This window comes from Martinezella rhizogenes (genome assembly GCF_007002745.1).
Lineage (GTDB): Bacteria > Pseudomonadota > Alphaproteobacteria > Rhizobiales > Rhizobiaceae > Agrobacterium > Agrobacterium cucumeris.
In genome coordinates this window covers 239,973-263,313 of sequence record NZ_SGNY01000008.1, presented here as the reverse complement: position 1 = coordinate 263,313, position 23,341 = coordinate 239,973, and the positions used below count along the sequence as shown (strand labels likewise).

Here is a 23,341-nt window from a genome sequence, read left to right as displayed (position 1 = left end):
TTACCAGGACGGGATGACCGTGCCGTTATACTTTTCCAGAATGAAGGCCTTCACTTCCGGGCTGTGGTAGGATTCCACCAGCGTCTTCACCCAGGGCTTGTCCTTGTCCTGCGCACGGACGGCGATGATGTTGGCGTAAGGGGACTTTTCGCTTTCGATCGCGATGGCGTCCTTCTTCGGGTTCAGGCCCGCTGCCGTGGCATAGTTGGTGTTGATGACCGAAGCGTCGGTGTCGTCAAGCGAACGGGGCAGCTGGGCAGCATCAAGTTCGACGATCTGGATGTTCTTCGGGTTTTCGGTGATGTCGGCAGGCGTTACCTTCAGGCCGGCTTCTTCCTTGACCTTGAGAACGCCCTTGGAAGCGAGAACCAGAAGCGCACGGCCGCCATTGGTCGGGTCGTTCGGAATGCCGATGGTCGCGCCGTCCTTCAGCTCGTCAAGGTTCTTCACCTTCTTGGAATAAACGCCCATCGGGGTGGTGATGGTGGTGCCGACGCTGACGAGATCGAACTTGCGGTCAGCGATCTGGTTGTCGAGGTAAGGCTGGTGCTGGAAGGAATTGGCCTGCAGCTCGCCATCGTTCAGCGCCTGGTTCGGCACGACATAATCGGAGAATTCGATGATATCGATATCGAGGCCCTTGGCGGCCGCAATCTTCTTCACCTGCTCCATGATCTGCGCGTGCTCGGCGGGGGTAACGCCGATCTTGATGGTCTCGGCCAGCGCCTGACCGGCGGTGAAGAGAGCGGCGAGCGAAGCCGCGAGGATGAGTTTTTTCATGGGTGTCTCCTTGGGTTGTTATTATAAACGCAGTTAATTCTTGCGGGTCCGCTTGTCGAAGCTGCGCGCCAGCCGGTCGCCGGCGCTCTGCACCAGTTGCACCAGCACGATGAGCACCAGAACCACGGCCAGCATCACGTCAGGCATGAAGCGCTGGTAGCCATAGCGGATGCCGAGATCGCCCAGCCCGCCGCCGCCAACAGCACCGACCATGGCCGAATAACCGATGAGGCTGACCAGCGTAAGCGTGAGCGCCAGCGTGATGCCGGGCTTTGCTTCGGCAAGCAGCACCTTGGTGACGATCTGCAGCGGTGTCGCACCCATGGCGCGGGCGGCTTCGATCAGACCCTTGTCCACCTCGCGGATTGCCGCCTCCACCAGCCTTGCAATGAAGGGAACGGTCGCGACCGTCAGCGGCACGATGGCCGCACTGGTGCCGATCGATGTGCCCGCCACCAGCCGGGTGAAGGGAATGATGGCCACGACAAGAATGATGAAGGGTGTTGAGCGCGCCGCGTTGACGATGAGGCCGAGAATACGGTTGGTCATCGGTGCTGGAAACAGTTCGCCCTTGCCGCTGGTGGCGAGGAAAACGCCCATCGGCACGCCGATGATGGAGCCGACGATGCCGGCGACCGCGACCATATGCAGGGTTTGCAGCAGGCCCTTCAAGAGAAGGTTGAAGATCATATCAGGCGACATAACCGAGCACCTCCGTGTGAAGACCGGTTTCCGCATAAAAGCGGCCGGCGCGGGCCGTGACTTCCGCCGAGGCCGGATAGGAGACCACCAGCGAGCCGAAGGGTTCGCCGGAAATTTCCTCGATGGTGCCGGCAAGAATGTTCACGTCAGGGCCGATTTCAGCGACCAGGCGGGCCGTCAGCGGCTGAAACGCCGTTTCGCCGAAGAAGACCAGACGTACCAGAACGCGGTCGCCTTCCGCCGCCTGAGGCTTCAGACCCGAAGTGACCCAGTGCGGCAGCTTCACGCCGACCGAGGACGACAGCAGGCTGCGGGTCGTCTCGTGTTTCGGCGCGGTGAAAATGTCGAAGGTCGTACCTTCCTCGACGATCAGGCCCCTGTCGATGACAGCCACCTGCGAGGCGATGGTCTTCACCACCTCCATCTCGTGGGTGATGAGCAGCACGGTGAGACCAAGCTCGGCATTGATGCGCTTCAGAAGCTCGAGAATGGATTGCGTCGTTTCCGGATCGAGCGCCGAGGTCGCTTCGTCGGACAGGAGCAGCTTCGGCTGGGTGGCAAGCGCGCGGGCAATGCCGACACGCTGCTTCTGGCCACCGGAGAGTTCCGCCGGATAACGCTTCGCCTTGTCGGAGAGCCCGACGAGATCAAGCAGCGGTCCAACGCGGGTCTCGATTTCCCTTTTGCCCATGCCCGATATTTCGAGCGGCAAAGCCACATTGTCGAAAGCGGTGCGCGAGGAGAGAAGATTGAAGTGCTGGAAGATCATGCCGACGGAACGGCGTAGCGTGCGCAGGTTCTTTTCATCCAGCGCCGCGACATCGACACCATCGACGACCACACGGCCGGACGAGGGTTTTTCAAGGCCGTTGGCGAGGCGGATAAGCGTCGACTTGCCAGCGCCGGAGCGGCCGATGATGCCGGTGATGGAGCCTTTCGGCACGACGTAATCGATACCGGCCAGAGCAGCAAAGCCGGGCTTGCCGCTCGTACCGCCGAATGTCTTGGTCACGCCTTCAAACGTGACCATCGGGTCGTTGACCGCCCGCTCCGGGGCCGCCTGTGGCCGGGTCGCGGGCGGTGCCGCGGATGATGGAAAATTCATTGTAAACTCTGGGAAAACGCGTGACGGATCGGGTCTCAAAAAATCCTGCTGCGGCACGAAACCGCTCTCTTCATGCAGCCTAGGGGCACATTCGATGACAGCTGATTTTCCGGGTCATTTCGTCAGGCTTTCACTCAGAAATGCCGGGGATCGGCAATTCGATGGCGCATACTTGCCCGCAGGCGCCACCTTTTAACAGGGATGTTTTTTCAATTATCTGAAAAGAGAGAAAAAATCTACCGCAAAGCCGCCTTGGCGACCCTGCGGTAGTCAAGATTTCGCGACGATATGAAAATCACACGCGGCTGGTGAATTCCTCGAGCGGGCGGCGCACCTTTTTCAGGTTCACCAGCCAGTCGCCATCGGGCTGGCGATAACCCAGCGGCAGGATGGTAACGGAGCGCAGACCCTTTTCACGAAGGCCCAAAATTTCATCGAGCTTGGCCGGATCAAAACCTTCCATCGGGGTGGAATCAACGCCCTCGAAAGCGGCCTGCGCCACCGCCATGCCGAAACCGATATAGGCCTGACGGGCGGCATGTTCGAAATTCACCTGCTGGTCGCGCTGCGGATAGGAGGTGAGCAGCATCTGACGATAGGCTTCCCAGCCTTCATTCTTGATGCCGCGTTCTTCATTGACCAGATCGAACATATGGTTGATCCGCTCTTCGGTGTAGTTGTCCCACGCCGCAAATACCAGCAGATGCGAGCCATCGGTGACCTGCGCCTGGTTCCAGGCGATCTCGCGGATCTTGGCGCGCACGTCAGGATCGGTGACAACGATCACCTCGAAAGGCTGAAGACCGCTGGAGGTGGGCGCGAGCCGCGCCGCCTCGACGATGCGCTCGACCTTGTCTTCGGACACCGGCTTGGAAGGGTCCATTTTCTTGGTGGCATAACGCCAGTTGAGTTTTTCGATAAGCATGTTCGTTTTCCCTTGGGAGGACCAGCCCGCCCTACCCCTTGGGTGACAGAACGGGCGCTACGCTTCGTAGCCTGTCTGACATAGGCGACGGGCTGGCGGGCACAAGCAGGCACCGCCAGGTAACCGATAAAAAAGTTTGGGAAACTGATAATAAGGGGACGGAACTTTCGAAGTTGCTCTCCGTCATCCTCGGGCTTGACCCCGGGGATCCATCAAGACGACCCGAGCGTGGATCCTCGGGTCAAGCCCGAGGATGACGAACGAGAGGTCGGTGCTTTGACGCAATCACGCCATGGGTGGGCTTACCCCTTCACCACACCATGGTTGCCCTTCGGAAACCCCGAAGCCAGCGCGCTGTACCATTTGCCGCTGTTCTTCAGCGTGCGTACCTGCGTGTCATAATCCACATGCACGAGGCCGAAGCGCATGCGATAGCCTTCGGCCCATTCGAAATTATCCATCAGGCTCCAGGCGAAATAACCGCGCATCGGGTAACCATCGCGGATGAGATCGGCGACGATGCCGAGGTGTTCGGCATAATAATCGAGCCGCGGCTGGTCATCCACCTCACCGTTTTCGATGCCCATATTATAGCAGGCGCCGTTTTCGGTGATGTAGCATTCCGGCAGGTCGTAACGCTTGTAGAGCGTCTCGACCAGCGACTGCAGCGCCGGCGCATAAACCTCCCAGCCGATATCGGTCTTCACATCGCTGACGGCGGGAGCCGGTTTGGTGGCGGGGAACTCCGCACCCGGCGTCGCATCGTCGGCAACCCGCATCGGTGTGTAATAATTCAGGCCCCACCAGTCGAGCTTCTGGCTGATGATGGCGAGGTCTTCCGCCTCCACGACGGGCATGCGGCTGCCCAGCGCTTCCATCATCTGCGCCGGATATTCACCCTTGAAGACCGGATCGAAAAACGCGCCATTGTGGAACTGGAAGGCCCGTTCGGCCGCTTGCAGATCAGCTTCGCTGTCGGAAGCGGGAATGACGGAATGGGCGTTCAGCACCAGTCCCACTGGCACCTTCGGCGCGACATGGCGCGATGCCTCGACGCCAAAACCATGGGCAAGATTAATGTGGTGCATGGCGGCAAGGGCCGCCTCCATATTGCGCTCGCCCGGCGCGTGAATACCGTAGAGATGGCTGAGCCACACCGCGCACCACGGCTCGTTGAAGGTCGCCACCGCATCCAGTCGGTCGCCGAGGCGGGCCATGACGGTCTTGGCGTAACGCTGGAAGGCATGGGCGGTGGAGCGCGAGGCCCAGCCGCCGTCGCCCATCAGCGTCAGCGGCAGGTCCCAATGGTAAAGCGTCGCATAGGTCTTGATGCCGCGCGCCTTGCAGCCATCAACGAGCCGGTCGTAAAAATCGAGCCCCTTCTCGTTGATCGGCCCGAAACCGTCAGGAATGATGCGCGGCCAGGCGATGGAGAAACGATAGGCCTCGACGCCCATCTCCTTGATGAGATCGAGGTCTTCTTCCCAGCGATTATAATGGTCGCAGGCGATATCGCCATTGTGCCGCCCGAAAACATGGCCCGGCATGTTGCAGAAGGCATCCCAGATGGAGGGTTTGCGGCCATCGGCCTTGGTGGCACCTTCGATCTGGAACGAGGCGGTTGCGACGCCGAACAGGAAATCGCCGGGAAAACGGGCTGCAAGCGCTTTGGGATCGGTCATCGGAGAGGCCTTCTCATATCCATCGAGCGTGAAAAGATGAACAGCGGTTTAGACCATGTCGGCCAGCAGGTACAGCCGGAGCCGTTGAAATCTACAACGTTTCAGAATGGGAGGTTAACAAGTCCAAAGCGCTTTGTGCACGGAAATTCACCGCGGCGGCAAGGCAGCGGGGCGGGCCATCGGTCCGGCAAATGCGGATGGAATGGAAGTGTGGTGGTGAAAGTCGTGCATTTGCCGGACCGTATCTTTTAAACCGTGATACCGGCCCGCTTTGGTCAGGGTATTGTCACGGCACCTATCGGATCGGTCCCTCCCCGCTTCTGGCATTGCGGGGCGCCTTTCCGAAACATGGTCTGCCAGAACCATGCTTGTCGATGCCGGCCTCCGGTTCGCGAAGGGCGCCGCGCGTATCACCCTTCCTTACCGGTTGCGGGAACAATGATGCGGCCGAACGGGGCAACGGGGAAAAGCGGGGAGCAATTTTGCGGCAAGTGATTGGGCGAAAAGAGGCGGCGGCGGAAAATCATCCGCCGCCGCCCGCATTGTCCGACCCATGGGCAGCGGTCACGCTGCCTGCGGCGCAAGGGTGGCGGAGCCCGGCTTTCTGAGCAGCAGCACCGAGACGGCGGCAATCATGCACATCAGACCGGCAATCTGCAGCGCGGGCATATAGGTATCAAAGTCGCTCTTGAAGAAACCTGCGCCGAAGGCGGCGGTGGCGGCACCCAGCTGATGGCCGGCAAAGACCCAGCCGAACACCAGCCCCGCCTTCTCGCGGCCGAAATTCTCGGCGGCGAGCTTCACGGTCGGCGGCACGGTCGCCACCCAGTCCAGCCCGTAAAAGACGGCAAAGACCGAAAGCTCCACGAAGCTGAACCCGGAAAAGGAGAGATAAAGCAGCGACAGGCCACGCAGACCGTAAAACCAGAACAGCAGGAAACGATTGTCGAAACGGTCGGAAAGCCAGCCGGCGAAGATGGTGCCGAAGAAATCGAAAATACCGATAACCGCCAGCGTACCCGCCGCCGTGACGGCGGCCATGCCGAAATCACCGCAGATCGAAATCCAGTGGGTCTGGATGAGGCCGTTGGTGGAAAGGCCGCAGACGAAGAAAGTACCGAACAGCACCCAGAAGACCGGGTTGCCGGAGACGCTTTTCAGCGTCAGTATCGGCGAGATCAGCGTTGCGAGGAACCTGTGATCCTGCCTGGGCGGGTGCGCCACGACAGTCTCGCCATAGGCCGGCAGGCCGAGATCGGCAGGGTGGTCGCGCATCAGAAGCAGCACGAGGATCATGGCGACCGCAATCACCACGACGGAAAGTGTCAGGGCTGTCCGCCAGCCATAGGCTTCCGTCAGCGCCGCCAGAAGCGGCAGAAAAACCAGCTGGCCGGTGGCGTTGCTGGCCGTCATCAGGCCGATCACCAGCCCGCGGCGTTTGGAAAACCAGCGCGTGGCAACCGTGGCGCCCAGCACCAGCGCCGTCATGCCGGTGCCGACACCAATCACCACGCCCCACAGCAGCAGCAATTGCCAGACCTCTGTCATGAAAAACGAGGCGACGATGCCGCCCATGATCAGCGCAAGCGCCGTCGACACCACCTGGCGGATGCCGAAATGGTTCATGAAGGCGGCGGCAAAAGGCCCGAGCAGGCCGAAAAGCACCAGCCGGACAGCCATGGCGGAAGAAATATCGGCGATATCCCAGCCGAATTCCTGATGCAGCGGCTGGATCATCACCCCCGCAGAGCCCATGGCCCCGGCGGTGGCCAGCATGGTCAGAAAGGTGGTGGCGGCGACCAGCCAGCCATAATGCAGGTTTCTGCCGGCCATCCAGCTGGCAAGGCGTGTGGAGAGCATGTTCAAGGTCCCTTTCCCGTGGCCTTTGGCCGAGTCTTGCGGGTATATACCCGATTTTACGGGCAGATACCCGCTTCATGATCAAAAAATTACAGGCCGGCGAGCAGTTCCTGCAATTGCGCGGTCTTTTCCGGCCCCAGCCGGGCCTCGATCTCGTCCTGAACGCTGTCCCAGAGCGGTGCGCCCGTCTTCAGGATCGCCTGCCCCTCCTCCGTCACGGTCAGCATCGCCTCCCGCTGGTCCTCGCCGTGGCCGATCGCCACCAGCCCCATGCGCGCCAGCACCCTGGCATTGCGGCCGACGGTGGAGCGATCCAGCTCTACCCGCGCGGCAAGATCGGTGAGCGAGACCGGCGCAGTGCGATTGATGTTCCGCAACAGGCTGAACTGGCCAATATTGACGCCAAGCGGTGCCAGCGCCTCGTCATAATAGGACGAGACCTTGCGGGATGCTTTGCGCAACAGAATGCAGTGGCAGCTATCGTTTGGCATTTGTCTCGGGTATATACCCGCAAAATCGCAAGGGCAAGAGGCGTGCGGGAAAATTATCGGCGGGGAAGGTTTGGCCGCATGGACCATGGGGTGGAAACGACAAAGACTGGTTTCTTGACGGAGCGACCGTTGGCAAAGCCGTGGCAGTCCTCCTGCGACATGCCGAACTTGTCACATTGCTGTCCGGTTCAAATTTCTGGACGAGGCACAAGACTGTTATTCGAATAGGCTTTCAGGATTTTCGCCTTAACCGGACACGAAAGAAGAGCGGCGTCGTCCGATGAGAAGGAAGTCATGCCAATTGCGCCGACGTCATCCTCGGGCCTGCCCCGAGGATCTTCCGACGTATTGATTTTATTCGACGGGGTTAGATCCTCGCCACAAGGCCGCGGATGACGTCAAAGTTGGCTGCCAGCCTGGTCAGCAGACCAAACCCCGGCCTTTCAGCCGGGGAATGGTATCAACGGATATCGCTCAGGCCGAAAGCCGGCGGCCATTTGCCACCAGAAGACCGGCAGCGCCTTCCAGCCAGCCGGCTTTCAGTTCCAGCGCCAGGAAACGGCTGCGCTCGAACGGGCCGGGCATGATCAGGTGCTGCGCCTTGTTGGCGAAAAAGCCGAAGCGCTCGTAATAGGGCGCATCGCCGACCAGAAGGATGGCGCCATGGCCGCGTCTGGTAGCCTCGGCGATCGCTGCGCGCATCAGTGCAGAGCCGATGCCCTTGCCCTCATGGGCGGCATCGACGGCCAGCGGGCCGAGCAGCAGCGCTTCAACCGCGCGGCCTTCGCGCGAAATGCCGGCTTCGACATTCCACAGGCGCACCGTGGCGATGACATGGCCGTCCTCATCACGGGCGACCAGCGCCAGGCCTTCGGCCGGAACGCGGCCGGCACGCAGCTTCTCGGAAGACTTGCGGCGGCGGCCGGCGCCCATGGCGCGGTCCAGCAGGTTCTCACGGGCAACGACATCGCCCGGATTTTCCTGATCGACATGAAATGTCTGCGGTGTGAAAAATGCCCGTACCGAATTCAAAAGAGCGGCCATCCTTGGCCTCCCGTCACACAACCGCCCACACGCGGCCCTTGATGAAAAATGGTGGAGCCGTTCCGGCCCGCCGACACGCTTTCCTCGGCTGGAAGAGGAGCAGCAAGCAGGGATTTGCGCAACAGCACAATCGGCAAAGCCGGAACGGAAGCTTGGTCGAGACGCCGCCCTTTTCAGCGGACGGCGTTCGGACTTTCAATCAGCATCGGATTTCCCGAAAGCGCGTACACTTTTCGGTCGGATGCCTTAGATGACGTAGGCCTTCAGCGGCTCGAAGCCATTAAAGGCAACTGCCGAATAGGTCGTCGTATAAGCGCCGGTACCTTCGATCAGAACTTCGTCGCCGATAGTCAGCGAGACCGGCAGCGGGTACATGTTCTTTTCATACAGCACGTCGGCGCTGTCGCAGGTCGGGCCGGCCAGAATGCAGGGCTGCATCTCGTCCTGGTCACGCTCGGTGCGGATCGGGTAACGGATAGCCTCATCCATCGTCTCGGCGAGACCGCCAAACTTGCCGATGTCGAGGAACACCCAGCGGTGGTTGTCATTGTCGGACTTCTTCGAGACGAGAACAACTTCCGCCTTGATGACGCCCGCATTGCCAACCATGCCGCGGCCCGGCTCGATGATCGTCTTCGGGATCTGGTTGCCGAAGTGCTTGCGCAGTGCCGTGTCGATTGCCTGGCCGTATTCTTCGGCGGCAGGAACGTCGCGCAGGTACTTGGTCGGGAAACCACCGCCCATATTGACCATCTGCAGGTGGATGCCCTGCTTGGACAGTGAAGCGAAGACCCGCTTTGCATCGGCAAGTGCGGCATCCCATGCGTCGAGATTCATCATCTGCGAACCGACATGGAAAGACACGCCGTAGGATTCCAGACCCATCTGATGCGCATAGACCAGAACATCGACGGCCATCTGCGGCACGCAGCCGAACTTGCGCGACAGCGGCCATTCAGCGCCTTCGCCATCCGTCAGCACGCGGCAGAATACGCGCGCGCCAGGGGCGGCACGGGCAACCTTTTCGACTTCCTCATGGCTATCAACGGCGAAGAGATCGATGCCGAGCGCGTAAGCGCGGGCGACATCGCGTTCCTTCTTGATGGTGTTGCCGAAGGAGATACGGTCGGCCGTCGCACCGGCATCGAGCGCCATCTGGATTTCAGCCACGGAGGCGCAATCGAAGCTGGAGCCGAGCGAAGCGAGCAGCTTCAGGATTTCCGGAGCCGGGTTTGCCTTGACGGCATAATAGATCGCGCTGTTCGGCAGGGAATGCCGGAACGCGTTGAAATTGTCGCGCACGACGTCGAGATCAACCACAAGGCAAGGGCCTTCGGGACGTCGGGTCTTGATGAAGTCGAGAATGCGTGCAGTCGTCATCGATATATTCCCTATAAAAACCGACTCCGGAAAAATCCGGAGGACAAAGGACGCTCGAGATATGCATTCGAATCAGCCGGTGGAGGCGCAGAATCGATAGCATACGCTCAAGGCGTGAATATGAACGATGCCCTGCCAGAGCATCATTCGGCTTTGTCTGCCATCGATTGGAGGGATTGACCCGACCGCACTTCAGGCAATGATGGTGTGCCTCTTCAGTACCCCGGCTGATGGAAAGCCGGCAGAGAACCAGAAAGGCCCGCACCGTCGTTGCTTCATATGTCCTCGCATTTCCCGGTTGGCCGGAATAGCGACTGGAGGGGTTAGTTCCAGGTACCTTACCGAAATCCTCACCACATCGAGGAATCGGCGGACACACATGGGCACGTGCGACTTTGGGCAGCACGGGAGATAAGAATATTCGCAGTCATAATCAAGAGGTTTTTTTCACCATTTAGCGGATTTTTTCAGCAATGAATTTAGGGTTGAACAGTCGCCCTTCAGCGTTCAATTATATGGAACGAACCGGAGGATTTCCATGGACACGCTGACCCGCATCCGCGCCTTTATCGATGTTGTCGAGGCGGAGGGCTTTTCCGCCGCCGCGCGCAAGACGGGACGCTCCAAGGCGCTTTTGTCCAAGTACGTCCGGGAACTGGAAGACGATCTCGGCGCGCTGCTCCTTAACCGCACAACAAGGCAGTTTTCGCTGACCGAGGCCGGGCACACCTATTACCGTACCGCCTCCGACATACTGAAGGAGATCGACAACCTCGCCGATCTCGTGCGCGAGAAGAATGCTGACCTCAAAGGCAAGCTCCGGATTTCGGTGCCGCGGACCTTCATCGATGCCGATGTCGGCCAGAGCCTGATCGATTTCGCCAAGGAAAATCCGGAACTGTCGCTGGAAATCGTCGCCGAGGACCGGTTTGTCGATCTGATCGAGGAAGGTTTCGACCTCGCGGTCCGGATAACCCGGCTGGAAGATTCGGGCCTCATCGCCCGCAAGCTTTCCGATTTCCGCGTCTATGCGGTGGCGACGGCGGATTTCGTGGCGCAGCACGGGCCGCTCGACGGGCCGCAGGATTTCGCCCGTATTCCCTTCATCATCGACACCAATACCCGCTTTCATAATACCGTGCGGTACCTGGAGCCGGATGGCGGCTCGAATTCGGTGACCATCAGCGGGCCGATCGAGGTCAACAGCCCCCAGGCGACCCTGCGCGCCGCCCGTGCCGGGCTCGGCATCGCCATGGTGCCTGACTTCATCGCCCGGCCCTATATCCAGTCCGGCGAACTGGTGACGCTGTTTGACGATTATATTTCCAAGGACCGCGGCATTTATGCGGTCTATCCGCATCGCCGCTACCTGCCGGCCAAGGTGCGCAGCTTCGTGGATTATCTTTCGGCGTGGTTCAGGAAGAACGGGTGAAGAGACGGACGGTTAAGTTGTCACACCGCCCTCGCCTCCGTCATCCTCGGGCTTGACCCGAGGATCCATGTTTCAGCGGTTGATGGATCCTCGGGTCAAGCCCGAGGATGACGCCGCGTGTGACGAAATGTTTGCCGCGCCCCTCTTCCCGCGCTGCGACAGACATTTATCCCTAATGCTGACGCCCGCCTTGCGGCGGGCGTCAGCATTAGCTGGAAATCAGATCAGAACGGCGAATCCGGGAAGTAGAACTGCTCGGCATTCTCCTTGGTGATCAATGTCGCGTCGAGAATATAATTCCCGGCCACCGGCACCTGATCATAGAAATGTCCGGCCGTCAGCTGCATGGCGGTCGCCACCATTGCCGGCGGATAGAGCACGTCGACCGGCACCAGCTTGTCGCCGTCCATGACCTTCTTGATCATGTCCTTGGAGCCGGCACCCGCAACGATATATTGGATATCGGTGCGTTTCGCCTGCTGGATTGCTTCCAGCACGCCGATCGCCATGTCGTCATCCTGGCACCAGACCACGTCGATCTTCTTGTATTTGGTCAGATAGTCCTGCATCACGCGGAAGGCGTCGTCGCGGTTCCAGTTGCCATACTGACGGTCGAGAACCTTGACGTTCGAGCCGGCGATGCCCTTGTCGAACCCATCCTGACGCTGCTGGTCGATCGGGATCGGCAGGCCGCGAATGACCACCACTTCCGCATCCGGCGTGGTTTTCTTGATGTATTCACCCGCCACCTGGCCAAGCGCCGGGTTGTTGCCGGCAACATAGAGATCGCGGATGGAATTGTCGTTGACGCTCGGCGCGCGGTCCACCAGCGCAACGAAGGTGCCCTTGTCCTTGATCTCCTTGATGGCGTTGACGAGCGGATCGGGATCGGACGGCAGGACCACAAGCGCGTCCAGCCCCTGCACGGCAAGATCCTGCAGCGCGTTGGCCTGATTGGCGGCATCCGGCGATGTCTTGACGATCACGTTAAGCCCCGGATGCTCCTGCATGAGCAGCTTCGCCACGCGCTCGGCATGATAAACGACGCCCGCCGTCCAGCCGTGATCGGCCGCCGGAATGGACACGCCGATGGTGACCTTCTTGTCCTGCGCATGCGCTGAGCCCGCCAGCACCGCAGCCAGCGCGGCAAAGGCCACGCCGATGAATTTTCTACGCATAGTCTCTTTCCTCCCAAGACCGGGGCGTTCCTCCTTCAACCGCACCTGCCCCAGATGGCGCGGCGTGATACGTCACCTGCGGCTGAGCGAGCGCTGCACCAGCATGGCGATGATGATGATGGCCCCCTGAATGGCGCCGATCAGATATTCGCTGACGAAGTTCGACAGGATCATGATGTTGCCGACGATCTCCAGAATGAAGGCGCCGCAGATCGTCCCCCAGATGCGCCCTACCCCGCCTCTCAGAGCCGTGCCGCCGACGACGACGGCGGTGATGGCCTGCAACTCCCACAACATGCCTGTGGTGGCCGAAGTGGAAGCGAGGCGCGGCACGTAAAGCAGCACCGCAACGGCGACACACAGCCCCTGCACCACATAAGCGATGGTGCGCACCCGCGCGACCGAAATGCCGGAATAACGCGCCACATCCTCGCTCGACCCTACCGCGGTCAGATGCCGCCCGTAACGGGTGCGGTAAAGCACGAAGGCGGCTATCGCAGCGGTGACGAAGATGACGATGACCGGCACCGGCACGCCAAAGACATTGCCGAAATAGACCGGACGATAAAGCGTCTGGATTTCCGGGTTGCGCAGCGTGATCGCCCCGCCCTGCGACAGCCATGTGGTCAAGCCGCGATAGATGCCCATGGTGCCGAGCGTGGCGATGAAGGGTTCGATGCGGCCGATTGTGGTGATGAGGCCGTTCGTCAGCCCGCAGGCAGCCCCGATGGCGAGCGCCAGCGCCATGGCGGTGAGCAGCATCAAAAGCGGACTGGCGATGACGCCGCTATTCATGAACAGGATCATCAGGCTGGCGACGAAAGCCACCATCGCGCCAACCGAAAGATCGAGCCCGCCCGAGGTGATGACGTAGGTCGCGCCAAGAGCGATGATGGCGATGAATGCGCTGCGGGTGACGACATTCAGGAGATTGTCGATGCCGATGAAATTGGGATTGGCGATGGTGCCGAGAACCAGCAGCAGGGCCAGCGCCACAAACGGCGCCACGGCGCGCAGATCCCAGTCCTTCGAGGTCTTCGGCGTCTTGCCGGTGTCAGTTGCGGCCTCGGTCATGTTTCCCCTCAATTGTCTTTTCTTCAGGCCATATCTTTCGAAACCCGCAGCCTCAGGCGGGTTCCTGCGTGTGAACACCGGTCGCCAGCGCCACGATGTCGTTTTCTGTCATGCGATCCCCCGTCACTTCACCGACGATCCGGCCGGAACGCATCACCAGAATGCGGTCGCAGATGCCGATCAGCTCAGGCATTTCCGAGGAAACGACGATGATCGAGCGCCCCTCCTCCGCAAGTCCGGCGATGAAGCGGTAAATCTGCTCCTTGGTGCCGATGTCGATGCCGCGCGTCGGCTCGTCGATGATGACGATGGAGGGATCGAGTAACATCATTTTGGCGAGCAGCAGCTTCTGCTGGTTGCCGCCGGAGAGCTGACCCGCCAGCAGATCCTTGCGGCCGGTGCGGATGTCGAAATCGCGCACCGCATCATCAAGCGCCGCCGTCTCGCGGCGGGTATCGATCTGGAACAGCCGGCTGAACTTCTTCAGCGAAGCAAGCGTCAGATTGATGCGCAGATCCTTGGTAAGCAGCAGTCCCTTGCCCTTGCGATCCTCGCTCAAGTAAACGATGCCCGCCTTCAGGCTGTCTTCGGGCTTGGCGAAAGTGACCGCGCGCCCAAGATGGCGAACCGTTCCCCGCCCGGCCCGCAGGCCCAGCACGCCCTCCATCAGCTCCGTCCGCCCCGCTCCGACGAGACCGGCGAAGCCGAGGATTTCGCCTTTGCGCAGGCGGAAACCGGCATCCTGCGCATAACCGGGAACGTTAAAATGCTCCACCTCAAGAACCGGCTCACGCTCACCGCCGGCATTGCGGTCAGGATAAAGCTTGGCGACATCCCGCCCCACCATCAGCCGCGCCATATCGGCCGGCTCCAGCTCTGAGGCCGGATGCGAGGCGACCAGCCTGCCGTCGCGCAGGACTGTCACCCGGTCGGCAATCTCCTTCACTTCCGGCAGGCGGTGCGAAATATAAAGCACGGCCACGCCTTTCGCCCTGATATCGCGGATGACATTCAGGAGTGCGTCGGTCTCGATCGGCGTCAGGCTCGCGGTCGGCTCGTCGAAAATCACCACGCGATGCGGCACCAGCAGAACGCGGGCAATCTGCACCAGCTGCCGCTGGGCAATCGACAGGCTGCCGACGATGGCGTCGGGATCGATCGTGCCGCCGAGATCGCCAACGGCCCTGCGCGCACCATCGCGCATGGCGCGATCGTCCACAACAGGACCTTTATGCAATTCGCGGCCGAGATAGATGTTCTGCGCCACCGTCAGATCGGGTGCCAGCAATATTTCCTGATGGACGAGAACGATGCCGCGATGTTCGGCATCCACCGGCCCGCCAAGCGTAACGGCTGTACCATCAATGCGGATTTCACCGCCCGACGGCTTCTCATTGCCGGCCAGCAGCTTCATCAGCGTCGATTTACCGGCGCCGTTTTCGCCGATGATGGCGTGCACTTCGCCGGCGTGCACCGCGATCTCGATATCTTTCAGAACCTGAACCGGCCCGAAGGATTTCGACAGCCCAACCGTCCGGACAAGGGCCGGGGCTGAAGTTTCGTCAGCAGAAGCCATGCGCCGTCACCGACAGCCGGTGAGAACGAACGGTTTTTGCCCCTCGATTTTTGCTGATTTGACCATAGGCGAACTCCTCCCAAAGCTCAGGGAAGAAGCTAACGTCCGTTTTGAGGTACGTAAAGCAAATTTCGCTCGTCTTTTAGAATACACTGAAATTTGACCGGCCGGGCAGGACGATACGGCGCTTGATCATGGCGCCGGGGGACGCTGGAAGCCCTTCATGAGACGATGCATGGCTTCTGCGCCTTCCTTCACCAGATCGAAACGTTTGCCGAACAGCAGCCAGTCGTAAACTATGCCTTTGATCAGCCAGTAGAGCGCACCGAGTGCTGATTCCGCCGTCCAGTTGTCGTTGAAGACGCCCTCGGCCTGCGCACGCTGAAAAGCCGCCTCCAGCCGCTCCTTGTGGTAACGGTCCAGCTCTTCCTGCGCATGCAGCACCGGGGCGAATTCGTCCGAATAGCTGGTGCGCAGGCTGATGGTCATGATGCGCTGGCGTTGTTCGTCCTGCGCCAGAAGCGCCAGCCACTTGCAGGCCCCTTCCTCGATCTTGGAAAGCAGGGTCAACCCCTTGAGATCAGGATCACCGAAATCAAGCAGATCGGATTCCGGCAGCGCCACCGATTTATAGAGGCCGATGAAAAGGTCGGTCTTGCTGGAAAAATGCCAGTATATCGCCCCGCGCGTGACCCCGGCTGCGGCCGCCACCTCGTCCAGCGAGGCGTTGGCCACGCCCTTTTTGAAGAACACACGCTCGGCAGCGGCAAGGATCGCCTGACGCGTCTCTTCTGCCTCGGCCTTGGTACGGCGCATGCTGATGTCTCCTTCCAGTCGTGACACGGCGCTTTCGCACCGTGCCTTTTCTTGTCGTGCCGGGCTGTCATTCACATGAATGTGGCCCGGCCTTCACATCCGTTTTATTCCGCCGGCGACACGGCGTCAGCAGCAATCTTGTCGTCCTTCTTCCGATCCCCGAAAAACTTCATGACAAATACGAAGAAGACGGGAACGAAGAAGATCGCAAGGATCGTCGCCGAGATCATGCCGCCCAGAACGCCGGTGCCGATGGCGTTCTGGCTCGCCGCACTGGCACCCGATGCAATTGCCATCGGCAACACGCCGAGCGAGAAGGCAAGCGAGGTCATCAGGATTGGCCGGAAACGCAGGTGGGCCGCCTCCACCGTCGCATCATAGGTGGATTTGCCCTCCGCCCGCAGATCCTTGGCAAATTCGATGATCAGGATCGCATTCTTGGCCGAAAGCCCGATGATGGCGACAAGGCCAACCAGGAAGTAGACGTCGTTCGGCATGCCGCGCAGCATCACCGCCGCCACCGAACCGATGACGCCAAGCGGCACCACCAGCATGACGGAGAGCGGGATGGACCAGCTTTCATAAAGCGCCGCCAGAAGCAGGAAGACGAACAGCACGCTGAGGCCGATAAGCGCCGGCGCCTGCGAACCCGACTGGATTTCCTGCAGCGACTGGCCGGTCCATTCGAAACCGAAGCCGCTTGGCAATTCGCCCGCCAGACGCTCCATTTCGGCAATCGCATCACCCGAGGAGTAACCGGGTGCCGACTGGCCGCCGATACGGATCGCCGGATAGCCGTTGTAACCCACCACCTGCGACGGGCCGCGCACCCATTCCACCGTGGCGAAGGAGCTTACCGGCACCATGCCGCCATTGGCGTTGCGGACATTGAGGTTCAAAAGATCCTCGGTCTTCATGCGCTGGCCCTGCTCTGCCTGCACCGTCACGCGCTGCATGCGGCCGGCATTGGGGAAGTCGTTGACGTAGGACGAGCCCATATTGGCCGAGATGGTGGCGTTGATGTCGCTGAAGGTCACACCGAAGGTGTTGGCCTTTTCACGGTCGATGATGAGGTTGACCTGCGGAGAGTCCGGCATGCCTTCCACGCGCAGGCCGGCCAAAATGGGGCTTTTCTGCGCGGCCGCCATCAGCTGTGCACCGGCGGCGCTCAGCGCCGTCTGTCCGGCACCCCCGCGATCCTGCAGGCGGAAGGTGAAGCCGCTGGAATTGCCGAGACCCTGAATGGGCGGTGGCGATAGCGTGAAGGACATCGAACCCGGCAGGCCCCAAAGCTTGCCGTTGATGCGTTGAGCTATGGCGGATGCGGAATCCTCCGGCCCACGCTCGCTCCAGTCCTTCAGCGTCGCGAAGGCGAGACCGGCATTCTGGCCGGAACCGGAGAAGGAGAAGCCCGAAACCGCAATCACGCGATCGACCGCCGGCTCCGCCAGGAAGATCTTTTCGATTTCCTGGATGGATTGCAGGGTGCGTTCGCTGCTGGCTTCCGCCGGCGCCTGAATGTCGACGATCAGGTAACCCTGGTCCTCGTTGGGCAGGAAGGAGCTGGGCAATTGCATATAGGCCCAGCCGAGACCGACGAGCAGCGCCGCATAGATGACCATGAAGCGGCCGGAACGCTTGATGATGCTGCCGACCGACGAGGAGTATTTGTGCGAGGCCTTGTCGAAGCCACGGTTGAACCAGCCGAAGAAGCCCTTCTTTTCATGGTGCCCGGCCTTGATCGGCTTCAGGAACGACGCGCAAAGCGCCGGCGTCAGCGACAGCGCAAGGAAGCCCGAAAACAGGATGGAAACCACCATGGTCAGGCTGAACTGCTGGTAGATGATGCCGACGGCGCCGGGGAAGAAGGCCATGGGCACGAACACCGCCGTCAGAACCAGCGTGATGCCGATGATGGCGCCGGAAATCTGGCCCATCGCCTTGCGGGTCGCCTCCTTCGGCGACAGATGCTCTTCCGCCATGATGCGTTCGACATTTTCCACCACGACGATCGCGTCATCGACGAGAATGCCGATGGCGAGAACCATGGCGAACATGGTGAGCACGTTGATGGAGAAACCCGAGACATACATGATGGCGCAGGTGCCGAGCAGCGCCACGGGCACCACCAGTGTTGGAATGATGGTGTAGCGGATGTTCTGCAGGAAGACGAACATCACCACGAAGACGAGGATGATCGCCTCCACCAGTGTGTTGATCACCTTCTGGATCGAGATCTTCACGAAGGGGCTGGTGTCGTAGGGAATTTCATATTCGATACCCGCCGGGAAATAACGCGACAGCTCCTCCATCGTGGCGCGCACGCCATCGGAAGTCTGCAACGCATTTCCCGTCGGCGAAAGCTGTACACCGATGGCCGCACTGGGCTTGCCGTTCAGGCGGCTGGAGAAGGTGTAGCTTTCCCCGCCCACCTCGACGCGCGCGACATCGCGCAGCCGGACGGAGGAACCATCCGGATTGGCGCGCAGCACGATGGAGCCGAATTCTTCCGGCGAGGTCAGCTGGCCCTGCACGTTGACGGTGGCGGAAATCTGCTGGCCAACCGGGTTTGGCGATGCGCCGATGCGGCCAGCCGCGACCTGCGAGTTCTGCGCCTGGATTGCGTTGATGACATCACTCGAAGTCAGGCTGAGACCCAGCATCTTGTCCGGGTCCATCCAGATGCGCATGGAGCGCTGGGTGGCGAAGAGCTGCGCGCTGCCGACGCCGGGAACGCGACGCAACTCACCGACCACGTTGCGGCTGAGATAGTCGCCAAGGCCGATGGCGTCCGTATTGCCGTCGACGGAGGTCAGCGCCACCATCATCAGAAACGAGGTACCCGCCTGCTCAACGCGCAGGCCCTGCTGCGTCACCGCCCGCGGCAGTCGGGGCTCAACACGGGCGATACGGTTCTGAACCTCGACCTGCGCCTCGCCGATATTGGTGCCGGGTTCAAAGGTGACGTTGATCGAGATACGGCCGGAGGATTCCGACGTCGATTCGAAATAGATCAGACCCGGGACGCCATTCAGCTCTTCCTCGATGGGCCGCGTGACGCTCTGATAGATATCTTCCGGCGATGCGCCCGGATAGGTCGTGCCGACGGAAATCTGTGGCGGCGCCACATTTGGATATTGCGCAATCGGCAGCATGGGAATGGCGAGCAGGCCCGCCAGCATGATGAAGATGGCGACGACCCAGGCAAAAATGGGCCGATCGATGAAAAAACGTGCCATGGAAATCGGTCCTTATTGCTTCGCGGCCGGGGGCTCAGACGAGGTCTCGGACGAAGCCGCGTTCTCACTGCCGGCAGAGGCAGTGGCGGCGGGCTCCGCAGACCATGGTTCAGGCTTCACCTTGGCGCCCGGCGCGGTTTTCTGGAAACCTTCGGCAACGACGCGGTCGCCATCCTTCAGGCCCTCCGAAATCACCCAGCGGTCGCCAATGGAGCGGCCGACGCTGACGCGCCGCTGCTCGACCGTGTCTTCCGCGTTCACGACCAGCACGCTCGCCTGGCCGCCCGCATCACGCTGCACCGCCTGCTGCGGCACGGCAAAGGCCGCCTTCTGGATGCCCTGCTGGATCTGGACGCGGACATACATGCCCGGCAAAAGGTCACCGTTCGGGTTGGGGAATTCGCCGCGCAGCGTCACCTGCCCGGTGGTTTCATCCACCGCCGCTTCGGAAAACAGCAGGCGGCCCGAAATCGGATAACGGGTGCCGTCATCAAACAGCAGATTGACTTCCGCCTCGTTCGTGCCGGTCATCAGCTGGCCATCCTGCAGGGCCTTGCGCAGGCGAATGAGGTCGGCGGCGGGCTGGGTAAAGTCGGCATAGATCGGATCGAGCTGCTGGATCGTTGCCAGGTTCTCGGAACCCGTGGCGCTGACGAGTGCGCCTTCGGTGATGCGCGCCCGGCCGATCATGCCGCTGATGGGTGCGGTGACATTGGCATATTGCAGATTGAGCCTGGCTTCCGCGACGCCGGCCTCGGCAACGGCCACTTCGGCATCCGCCTGCGCCAGCTGGGCGATGGCATTGTCGAATTCCTGCTGCGAGCCGACATTCGAACGGCGCAACTGCTGCTGCCGGTCAGCCGTCTGCCGTGCCTGCAACTGCGCGGCCTGCGCCCGGCGCAACGTGCCTTCGGCGCTATCGACGCGCACCTGGAACGGCGCGGGGTCGATCCGGTAGAGCACATCGCCTTCCTTCACCAGGGAGCCCTGCTCGAACACCCGCTCGACGATAATGCCGGAGACGCGCGGGCGCACCTCGGCAAGCCGCGTCGGTGCGATGCGTCCCGGCAATTCATTGGTGATGGGCAGCTCTTCCGGGCTCACGGTCACGACCTTGACCGCACCGGGCGGCGGCGCACCGGGCACAGATGCCTGCTCATCGCTACATCCGACCAGAACGATGCCCGTCAACAACACCGCTACGATCTGCCCCAATTTCTTCGCCATACTGCGCTCCGAATCCACAAAAAAGGTCATATTTACATACATACTAAGACGTATGTAAAATTCGGACAACGGAATTGTTGCAGCGCAACAGCTGTCTCACGCGCTTGTGAAGTTGCGTACGGCGCTGGCAAAACACCAAGGACGAGTGGAACGTGAAATGGGAGGGAGAGTCGGGCCAGTTGCGCCGACTTCATCCTCGGGCCTGTCCCGAGGAAATGCCACCGTCTTGATTCTTATTCGACGTGGTTAGATCCTCGGCACAAGGCCGAGGCGGAAGACAAGAACGCCCGCGCCTTTTCTCAGAACAGGCGCTTCAGCGGGGTGGCTTCCGGCTGCGGGCTGCTCTTCGGCGTCTCGCTATTATCGGCAGATCTGCTGCGCAGGGCCGCATAATAGGCGTTCTTATGTTCGTACATATTCATATCCGCGCGGCGCACCAGCGATTCCATCGTCTCGCCGGCTTCGCTGGTCGCCACCCCCAGCGACAGGCTGAGCGGCGCGCTTGAATAAAACTGGTTGTTGATCTTCAGCAGCTCATAGACTGTTTCGACCATGGCGGCTGCAATCTGCCTGTCGGCGCCGGGAAGAAGGATGGCGAATTCGTCACCGCCGATGCGCGCTGCATGGTTGGGCGCGGTCACCACGCCATTCAGCACCTCGCCCACCCGCCGCAGCAGGGCGTCGCCGGCATCATGGCCGAGCTTGTCATTGGCCTCCTTCAGGCCGTTGAGATCGATGACGATGGCGGAAACGGGCCTGAGCGCGTTGCGCTCCAGCCGGTTCAACTCGTCCGAATAAAAGGCGCGGTTGTGCAGCTTGGTCAGCACATCGTGCTTGCCGAGATATTCGAGATAGGCTTCCGCCTTCTTGCGCGCGGTAATGTCCGTCAGCGCCACCTGCACCAGCGACCAGTCATGCTCATGGCCGGGGAAAACCGAAAAATGCAGGAGAACATGCCGCTCCGAACCATCAAGCGCATAATTCACCACCTCGCGATGGTGGTTGAGATTGCCGTTCCAAAGCTCCATCAGCTGCTCGCGGAACGGCTTTTCCATCTCACCACGGAAAATATCGCCTAGCCGCTGCAGCAGAACCTGCCGGTCCGGCGCACAGAACAGGTCGAGTGTGGCTCGGTTGACGTCGATGACACGGATTTCGCTCATGCATTGCCGCACGAATTCCGGATGCACATCCGTGAACACCCGGAAATCGACGATGCCGCGATCCCTGACCTCTTCGATCAGCCGGCGGACGCGGCTGAAATCTTCCACCCAGAGCGAAACCGGCGAATGTTTGAACATGCCCTCGGCATAACGGCGATTGAGAAGCTCCTTGCGGCGGGCTTCTTCCCGTTCAGTCACATCCTCGGTGGTCAAAAGCAGCCGGCTGAGCGTGTTTTCGTGGCCGGGTATGACCGCGCCGCGCAGCTGAATATCAAGCCGCCTGCCGCCGATCGAATAATTCACCGCATTGCTGGTAAATTCCGTCCGCCCCGCCCAGAGTTCGGAAAGCTCGTTCACATGGCTTTCCAGCATGTCGTCGCGAAAAATCCGATGCAGATTGTCGACGAGATGCGTCTGATCGCGCGCTTCAAACAGTTCCAGCGTCTTGGCATTGACCTGGATGACGCGGATTTTCTGCGAACACGCCGCCACACGCGATAAATCTTCCAGAAGAAACGCCCTGATATCCTCAACGCCCTCAGCCCGCCAGATATCGAACTGGCTTTTCACGGCGCTGAAATCCTCGATCCACATCGCGACCGGCGCGAGATTGAAGATATTGGTATCGATCGTTTCACTCATACGGGCAGTCTTCTCAAGGGGAGATGCAGGCGGATGCCAAATGGTGCGGCACGGCGACGACCGTCCGCATATGTGGATTTATTAGGGATATTCGATTTAACGCAAGCATTTATCGCGCAACCCGCCGGATTGCGCGATAATTCACGGATTTCGCCGCCGGGATGCCCTTTACCAGAGCTTCACGTGACGGTTCACATCCTTGTAGAGCAGGTAACGGAACCGGCCCGGGCCGCCCGCATAACAGGCCTGTGGGCAATAGGCGCGCAGCCACATGAAGTCACCCGCCTCAACTTCCACCCAGTCTTCGTTCAGCCGATAGACCGCCTTGCCCTCCAGCACGTAAAGACCATGTTCCATCACATGGGTTTCCATGAAGGGAATGGTCGCACCCGGCTGGAAGGTGACGATGTTGAGGTGCATGTCGTAACGTACGTCTTCGGGATCGATGAAGCGCGTCGTCGCCCATTTGCCCTCGGTATCGGGCATGGCCGACATGGCGATCTCGTCTTCATGCGAAAAGATCGCCGGCGGGGCCTCCAGCCCGTCAACCGCCTGAAACACCTTGCGGACCCAATGGAACTTGACGGGCGCCTTGCCCGAGTTTGTGATCTGCCAGCGCGCACCGGCCGGCAGGTAGGCGAACGAGCCCTCCCGCAACGCATGCTGCGCGCCCTCGAAGGTCACGGTCATTTCGCCATCGACGACGAAGATCGCCGCCTGCGCCCGCTCGTCCGGCTCCGGCCGCTCACTGCCGCCACCGGGCTGCACTTCGACGATATATTGCGCGAAAGTCTCGGAAAAACCCGTCATCGGCCGGGCGATGATCCAGGCCCGCGTGCCGGTCCAGTGCGGCAGCACGCTTGTCACGATATCAGACATCACGGTCTTGGGGATGACCGCATAGGCGGTCTTGAAAACAGCCTTGCTCGACAGCAGTTCCGTCTGCCCCGACAGACCGCCCATATCCGAATAATATCTCTTCATTTCAGCCATTCCATTCTGCAACGCATCAGGCGCGGATTCTT

Annotated in this window: 18 protein-coding genes; 1 reads left to right on the top strand and 17 read right to left on the bottom strand. The window is 60.7% G+C overall.

All coding sequences use genetic code 11. The features are described 5' to 3' along the window. The 9 genes from EXN68_RS21670 to odc2 all read right to left on the bottom strand — a co-directional run bounded on the left by EXN68_RS21670 (position 1) and on the right by odc2 (position 9,969). Entirely contained in the window at positions 1 to 780 is a 780-nt protein-coding gene (locus tag EXN68_RS21670) for a MetQ/NlpA family ABC transporter substrate-binding protein (protein WP_110759951.1), read from the bottom strand. 33 nt (positions 781 to 813) lie between these two features. Beyond that, a complete protein-coding gene (locus tag EXN68_RS21665; RefSeq protein ID WP_142842798.1) occupies positions 814 to 1,482 on the bottom strand; it encodes a methionine ABC transporter permease in 669 nt (222 codons plus the stop codon). Then, positions 1,472 to 2,512: a methionine ABC transporter ATP-binding protein gene (locus tag EXN68_RS21660; protein ID WP_110760018.1), complete on the bottom strand. Its 1,041-nt coding sequence runs from the start codon at positions 2,510 to 2,512 to the stop codon at positions 1,472 to 1,474. The genes EXN68_RS21665 and EXN68_RS21660 overlap by 11 nt, the downstream gene beginning before the upstream one ends. Before the next feature lie 370 nt (positions 2,513 to 2,882). Next, on the bottom strand, positions 2,883 to 3,512 hold the full coding sequence (locus tag EXN68_RS21655) for an NAD(P)H-dependent oxidoreductase (protein WP_142842797.1): 630 nt from the start codon (positions 3,510 to 3,512) through the stop codon (positions 2,883 to 2,885). Positions 3,513 to 3,814: 302 nt separating this feature from the next. Then, on the bottom strand, positions 3,815 to 5,194 hold the full coding sequence (locus EXN68_RS21650; RefSeq protein WP_142842796.1) for a GH1 family beta-glucosidase: 1,380 nt from the start codon (positions 5,192 to 5,194) through the stop codon (positions 3,815 to 3,817). Positions 5,195 to 5,758: 564 nt separating this feature from the next. Beyond that, positions 5,759 to 7,054, bottom strand: a complete 1,296-nt coding sequence (locus EXN68_RS21645; protein ID WP_142842825.1) for an MFS transporter — start codon at positions 7,052 to 7,054, stop codon at positions 5,759 to 5,761. 89 nt (positions 7,055 to 7,143) lie between these two features. Further along, the gene (locus EXN68_RS21640) at positions 7,144 to 7,545 is read right to left on the bottom strand and encodes a MarR family winged helix-turn-helix transcriptional regulator (RefSeq protein WP_142842795.1); all 402 of its coding nucleotides are present in this window, start codon (positions 7,543 to 7,545) and stop codon (positions 7,144 to 7,146) included. A 474-nt stretch (positions 7,546 to 8,019) separates the two neighbouring features. Beyond that, a complete protein-coding gene (locus EXN68_RS21630; protein WP_142842794.1) occupies positions 8,020 to 8,589 on the bottom strand; it encodes a GNAT family N-acetyltransferase in 570 nt (189 codons plus the stop codon). A 246-nt stretch (positions 8,590 to 8,835) separates the two neighbouring features. Further along, positions 8,836 to 9,969 (bottom strand): ornithine/lysine decarboxylase, encoded by a 1,134-nt coding sequence (gene odc2, locus EXN68_RS21625; RefSeq protein ID WP_046800865.1) that lies wholly within the window; start codon positions 9,967 to 9,969, stop codon positions 8,836 to 8,838. A gap of 538 nt (positions 9,970 to 10,507) precedes the next feature. On the opposite strand from odc2, the gene EXN68_RS21620 reads away from it, so the two are divergent. Continuing rightward, a complete protein-coding gene (locus EXN68_RS21620; RefSeq protein ID WP_142842793.1) occupies positions 10,508 to 11,401 on the top strand; it encodes a LysR family transcriptional regulator in 894 nt (297 codons plus the stop codon). A gap of 224 nt (positions 11,402 to 11,625) precedes the next feature. Here EXN68_RS21620 and EXN68_RS21615 read toward each other — a convergent pair whose 3' ends face one another. The 8 genes from EXN68_RS21615 to EXN68_RS21580 all read right to left on the bottom strand — a co-directional run bounded on the left by EXN68_RS21615 (position 11,626) and on the right by EXN68_RS21580 (position 23,309). Beyond that, entirely contained in the window at positions 11,626 to 12,579 is a 954-nt protein-coding gene (locus EXN68_RS21615) for a substrate-binding domain-containing protein (protein WP_046800863.1), read from the bottom strand. A gap of 72 nt (positions 12,580 to 12,651) precedes the next feature. Then, positions 12,652 to 13,653, bottom strand: coding sequence for an ABC transporter permease (locus EXN68_RS21610; RefSeq protein WP_142842792.1), 1,002 nt, complete (start codon positions 13,651 to 13,653; stop codon positions 12,652 to 12,654). A 52-nt stretch (positions 13,654 to 13,705) separates the two neighbouring features. Beyond that, positions 13,706 to 15,229 carry a sugar ABC transporter ATP-binding protein gene (locus EXN68_RS21605; protein WP_142842791.1) on the bottom strand — a complete coding sequence of 508 codons (1,524 nt, stop codon included), beginning with the start codon at positions 15,227 to 15,229 and terminating at the stop codon, positions 13,706 to 13,708. Positions 15,230 to 15,421: 192 nt separating this feature from the next. Next, positions 15,422 to 16,045, bottom strand: coding sequence for a TetR family transcriptional regulator (locus EXN68_RS21600; protein WP_142842790.1), 624 nt, complete (start codon positions 16,043 to 16,045; stop codon positions 15,422 to 15,424). 104 nt (positions 16,046 to 16,149) lie between these two features. Then, a complete protein-coding gene (locus tag EXN68_RS21595; protein WP_142842789.1) occupies positions 16,150 to 19,284 on the bottom strand; it encodes an efflux RND transporter permease subunit in 3,135 nt (1,044 codons plus the stop codon). Positions 19,285 to 19,296: 12 nt separating this feature from the next. After that, positions 19,297 to 20,511, bottom strand: coding sequence for an efflux RND transporter periplasmic adaptor subunit (locus EXN68_RS21590; protein ID WP_142842788.1), 1,215 nt, complete (start codon positions 20,509 to 20,511; stop codon positions 19,297 to 19,299). A gap of 299 nt (positions 20,512 to 20,810) precedes the next feature. Next, positions 20,811 to 22,316, bottom strand: coding sequence for a sensor domain-containing diguanylate cyclase (locus tag EXN68_RS21585; protein WP_142842787.1), 1,506 nt, complete (start codon positions 22,314 to 22,316; stop codon positions 20,811 to 20,813). Positions 22,317 to 22,484: 168 nt separating this feature from the next. Then, positions 22,485 to 23,309: a bifunctional allantoicase/(S)-ureidoglycine aminohydrolase gene (locus tag EXN68_RS21580; RefSeq protein ID WP_142842786.1), complete on the bottom strand. Its 825-nt coding sequence runs from the start codon at positions 23,307 to 23,309 to the stop codon at positions 22,485 to 22,487. Positions 23,310 to 23,341 lie beyond the last annotated feature (32 nt).